This window comes from Sodalis-like endosymbiont of Proechinophthirus fluctus (genome assembly GCF_001602625.1).
In the GTDB taxonomy this organism is placed as follows: Bacteria; Pseudomonadota; Gammaproteobacteria; order Enterobacterales; family Enterobacteriaceae.
Genome location: NZ_LECR01000042.1, coordinates 5,999 through 10,255, shown reverse-complemented (window position 1 = coordinate 10,255; position 4,257 = coordinate 5,999). Strand labels below are relative to the sequence as shown.

Genomic DNA, 4,257 nt, shown 5'->3' with positions numbered 1-4,257 from the left:
GCCGATGATTTTTCCTAGGCAGGTCAAATCCGGTTTGACATCGTAATAGCTCTGCGCACCGCCCAGCGCCACGCGAAAACCGGTCATAACCTCATCGATAATCAACAGCGCGCTAAACTCGTCGCATAGCGCGCGCAGACCGGACAAAAATCCGGGCAGCGGCGGAACGCAGTTCATATTCCCCGCTACAGGTTCGACGATGATGCAGGCAATATCGCGAGGATAAAGCGTGAACGCCTCGCGCACCGACTGCAAATCGTTATAGCTGCAGGTGAGGGTATATTTAGCGTAATCGGCCGGTACGCCAGGAGAGCTGGGCTGCCCCAAGGTGAGCGCACCGGATCCGGCCTTGACTAGCAACCCGTCCGCATGGCCGTGATAGCAACCCTCAAATTTAATCACTCTATCACGGCCGGTATAACCGCGCGCCAGCCGGATGGCGCTCATGGTGGCTTCAGTGCCAGAGTTGACCATGCGCACGCTCTCTATAGACGGTACCAGCTCGGTCACCAGCCGCGCCATTTTCACTTCGATTTCAGTGGGAGCGCCGAAGCTAAGGCCGTGCTGTATGGCGTCCAACACCGCTTGGCGGATCGCTGGATGGTTATGGCCCAGCACCATGGGGCCCCAAGAGCCGACATAGTCGATATGGCTATTTCCGTCGGCGTCAGTTATGCGGGCGCCGTTGGCGCTGGCAATAAAGAGCGGCGTACCGCCGTCAACGCCATTGAATGCACGCACCGGTGAATTGACTCCTCCGGGGATCAGCCGCTGTGCCTCGGCGTATAAACTTGCGGAATAACTCATCAATCGACTCCGAATGTTAAAATAAACTAACCCATGTAGTGTAATCAACTAGAAGGTATTGTGAAATCACTGTGTCGACCCGCTCCCGCGCAACTGGGCATTTAAGCGACAACGGCGACAGCGCCTTGCAGGGCGCGCAAAATGACGTGGTGGACTTACAGGCACTATATTCTTATGGCAAAAATCCTTCCCACAATTCTGTACCGCGGGAGCAGCAGGCACGCCAGCATATGTTTCGCAAACCTCTCTACCGCGATAAGAATCTGGTGCTGATGTCCTCTTCATGGCTGCGTTAGTGGGCACGCTTGCCGGGCTCGTGGGCGTTCTGTTCGAGAAAGCGGTCAATGGTGTTCAGGCATTATGTATTGCAGCGCTGGCAGAGTTGAGGCAACAGATCTGGATGCTGACGCCGGCGGTGTTTTTCTCGGCGTTGCTGGCAATGATGGGTTATTTTTAGTATGCCATTATGCCCCTGAGACCGGCATCTCCGGCGTTTCTGAGATTAAAGGCGCTCTGGAGGAGTTGCGGCCTGTGCGCTAGTAGCGTTTTATTCCGGTGAAGTTATCGGCGGTATGATGGGGACACTTGGCGCCGGTATGGTATTGGGGCGGGAAGACTCTACGGTATAGTTGGGGGCAATCTTAGCCGGATGGTGGTGGATGTTTGCAGGCTGCACGGCGCGGAAGCGCGCTACATACTCCATTCGACCAGGGCAGCGGCCGGATTGACTGTGACATTTTGTGGCATTTAATGCGCTTACCCTGTACATACAAGCCGTTTTCCTTACGCCTGCATGGCGAGGAGAAGCTCAAAATCATCGCCATAAGTGGCCTACTCTGGGGCGATTGCGGCGTCCTGACGCTGGTAGGTCCGTTTGCGGCTATCGGCGGCTTTAAACCTGATCCCTCTGGCTGCCGCCAGGCATTACACGTTCAGCCTACCGTTCTTCATCCTTTTTCTAGCGCGCGTGCTTACCAAGTTGCTGTGCTTTATATTCGGGAGGGGAGCACAAAGGGTATTTTCGCGCTATAATGCTGGCGTTGGGAACCTTGCTCGGCACGGCTTTCGGCATCGGCGCCATGATTTTATTGCCAGAATACGGCCTACAAGGTATGGTGTACCTTTGCCATCTCCGGCATCGGCGCGCCTCTATTCGCCTCGGTGCGGGCGCTTGCCCTTGACCGGGATCGTGCTGGTGCTGGAAATGACGGATAACTACCAATTAATTTTTCCGATAATTATTACCTGTCTTCTTGGCGCAAACCTGATGGCGTAGTTCCTAGGCGGCAAATCGCATTATTCTTCACTGTTGAGCCGCACTCTAAAGCACCAGGAGCATGAAAATCCAAACCCGGCAAGCGCACAGGAGAAAACCCGGCAAGCGCACAGGAGAACAAACGCGATTTTCACGATGCGCGATACTTGAATGTAAACGATGCGTAACGGATAATAAGCCCTAACGATCGGGCTGACGTGTCTTCAGCCCAACGATGGTCCGGGAGTAGAATTATGAGTGAGACGGCAGTATTACCATTACAGTTTACTGACTTAGCGGCAAACAAGGTCAAAAACCTTATCTTGAACGAAGATAATCCGAATCTGAAATTGCGGGTTTATATTACCGGTGGCGGATGCAGCGGCTTCCAGTATGGTTTCGCCTTTGACGATAAAATGAACGCAGACGATTTCACCATCGAAAAACAGGGTGTGGCGCTGGTGGTCGACCCTATGAGCTTGCAATACTTGGTGGGTGGGTCTGTGGATTACAGCGAAGGGCTGGAAGGGTCGCGTTTTGTCATCACCAATCCCAGCGCTAAAATTACCTGCGGCTGTGGGTCATCATTCAGCATCTAGCGTACCGTGCGCGCTGATTTTTTATGCCCGTAAAAAGATCTACACCCGGTTCTAGCAAAGCGGCAGTCCTTCCCGTGCTAATCGCGGCTATAAAATTCAAACCCCGGCAGCTTTAGTTGCCGCCGGGTGACCTCTTGAGGGTGGTAAGACGCCACTCGCTGTAAGTCATTGCACAAAATGCAGCCGGCGATGCAGGCGGTGGCGTAAACCTTGGCGCGCAGGATGAGCGAGATCTCCCGCGCCAGTAAATTCCCGCAGCATGCCGCTTCCCATCCAGGTAATCTCCCTTTCTGCAGCTGGCGCGCCTAGCTGAGATGGTCAGGAGGGTGACAAAACAAATGATAATCACTACTTACCAACTCGTTGAAATTGCTCACTCAAATACCGGTTCGTTAGATAGCACTATATTGTGGATTGTGCTACCGACAACCGCGGTCACCACGCTGAGCACCAGCATACCGAACGGATCAATCCGGAGTTTGCCGGCCAATAGGCCGCTGTAAATGGCGAACACCGTCGTACTTAAGAATATAAATCGAGATAATATAGAGCATTAGGGCGCCTCAACTGGAAGCGCGGAACGAATTTGTGCCCGCTGCGTGCAAAGCTGCTGCGCTGCCAAATACTCAGTCCCGGACGGGTGAAGCTGTCTTCGTTAAGGGCAGCTCACTGGCACTGTTAACTACAGCCGCCAAAAATCGCTTACCTAGCGGGCGGCGAGTAGTAGTCGCCTGGCGCAGTAGTGACCTGGGGATACCATTTCAAGACCTACTCACAGTTCACCTGCGACCAAGGAGAATAGGCTTTGCGGTGAAAATATTGTGTCCGTCGCCGCCCAGGGTTAGGATCTGGTTTTTTAGCGTCGTGCCACCTGGCGGCAAACAACAACCGGCGGTCAAGAAAAAACACCTACAGAGAGGCCGCCGTGCCGGCCCAGCACTAGATCCGGTTTCAGCGGCAGGATACGCTAGATTTTCACGCCTAACCACGAGGCGACCAGCTTCAAGGCGTCGCGTCGCGGGAGAATAAGTTGACCAGTTGTTAGCGGCCACCAACACCTTGCCCATGCCAGTGGCGTAGGCCAACTTCGTCGTGTGGGGTGCTGACAGGATTATCATCCGCCAAACTTGCCCGCACTGGCCAGTGCTTGCACCATTTCCCCTATCAGGTGAGAGGAGTTTTGCGCCGCCACGGTAAGGAATTCTTCAAAGCTCAGATGAGACGCTTGATCCGCGACATCGGAGATGGCGCGCAATACGACGAAAGGTACGGCAAATTGGTGGCACACATGGGCGATGGCAGTAGCCTCCATTTCCAGGGCTATCGCTTGCGGGAAGGTCTGGCGGATACGGGTCAGCCCTTCTGCACCGTTAATAAAGGCGTCGCCGCTTACCACCAGACCGCGTACCGCATGCATGCCGAGGCGATCGATGACTTCCTCTGCCAGTGCCACAAGCGATGGGGCAGCATTGAAAGATGCGGGACACTCTGCCATCTGGCCGGGTTCATAACCGAAGGCGGTGACGTCGACATCATGGTAGCAGACTTCATGGGACACCGCAATATCGCCGACGTTCAGCGATGGCGCCAAGCCGC

Annotated in this window: 8 protein-coding genes; 5 read left to right on the top strand and 3 right to left on the bottom strand. The window is 54.5% G+C overall.

Annotated features, from left to right (window positions below; all coding sequences use genetic code 11):
* Positions 1 to 807 (bottom strand): glutamate-1-semialdehyde 2,1-aminomutase (locus BG74_RS04855; RefSeq protein WP_187202642.1); only part of this gene is annotated, 807 nt, incomplete at its 3' end.
* 71 nt (positions 808 to 878) lie between these two features.
* Between BG74_RS04855 and BG74_RS20520 the strand changes: the two genes are divergently transcribed.
* From BG74_RS20520 to erpA, 5 genes are all read left to right on the top strand, one after another.
* Complete coding sequence (locus BG74_RS20520; protein ID WP_066597003.1) at positions 879 to 1,103, top strand: hypothetical protein; 225 nt, start codon at positions 879 to 881, stop codon at positions 1,101 to 1,103.
* Entirely contained in the window at positions 1,091 to 1,264 is a 174-nt protein-coding gene (locus tag BG74_RS20515; RefSeq protein WP_187202641.1) for a voltage-gated chloride channel family protein, read from the top strand. Before BG74_RS20520 ends, BG74_RS20515 begins: the two co-directional genes overlap by 13 nt.
* Before the next feature lie 574 nt (positions 1,265 to 1,838).
* Complete coding sequence (locus tag BG74_RS20510; RefSeq protein WP_187202640.1) at positions 1,839 to 1,988, top strand: voltage-gated chloride channel family protein; 150 nt, start codon at positions 1,839 to 1,841, stop codon at positions 1,986 to 1,988.
* A 23-nt stretch (positions 1,989 to 2,011) separates the two neighbouring features.
* Complete coding sequence (locus BG74_RS20505; RefSeq protein ID WP_439895660.1) at positions 2,012 to 2,083, top strand: hypothetical protein; 72 nt, start codon at positions 2,012 to 2,014, stop codon at positions 2,081 to 2,083.
* Positions 2,084 to 2,316: 233 nt separating this feature from the next.
* A complete protein-coding gene (erpA, locus tag BG74_RS04840) occupies positions 2,317 to 2,661 on the top strand; it encodes an iron-sulfur cluster insertion protein ErpA (protein ID WP_066597000.1) in 345 nt (114 codons plus the stop codon).
* A 373-nt stretch (positions 2,662 to 3,034) separates the two neighbouring features.
* Here the strand turns inward: erpA and BG74_RS10755 are convergent, their stop codons facing one another.
* Together BG74_RS10755 and mtnN are read right to left on the bottom strand one after the other, a co-directional pair.
* Positions 3,035 to 3,175 (bottom strand): TRIC cation channel family protein, encoded by a 141-nt coding sequence (locus BG74_RS10755; protein WP_187202639.1) that lies wholly within the window; start codon positions 3,173 to 3,175, stop codon positions 3,035 to 3,037.
* A gap of 600 nt (positions 3,176 to 3,775) precedes the next feature.
* The coding region (gene mtnN / locus BG74_RS04830; RefSeq protein ID WP_244267300.1) for a 5'-methylthioadenosine/S-adenosylhomocysteine nucleosidase at positions 3,776 to 4,257 on the bottom strand (482 nt) is incomplete at its 5' end.

Excerpts from the sequence above, each read along its gene's own strand:
- BG74_RS20510 (WP_187202640.1), top strand. The coding sequence starts at position 1,839 with ATGCTGGCGTTGGGAACCTTGCTCGGCACGGCTTTCGGCATCGGCGCC.
- erpA (WP_066597000.1), top strand. The coding sequence starts at position 2,317 with ATGAGTGAGACGGCAGTATTACCATTACAGTTTACTGACTTAGCGGCA.
- BG74_RS20515 (WP_187202641.1), top strand. The coding sequence starts at position 1,091 with ATGGCTGCGTTAGTGGGCACGCTTGCCGGGCTCGTGGGCGTTCTGTTC.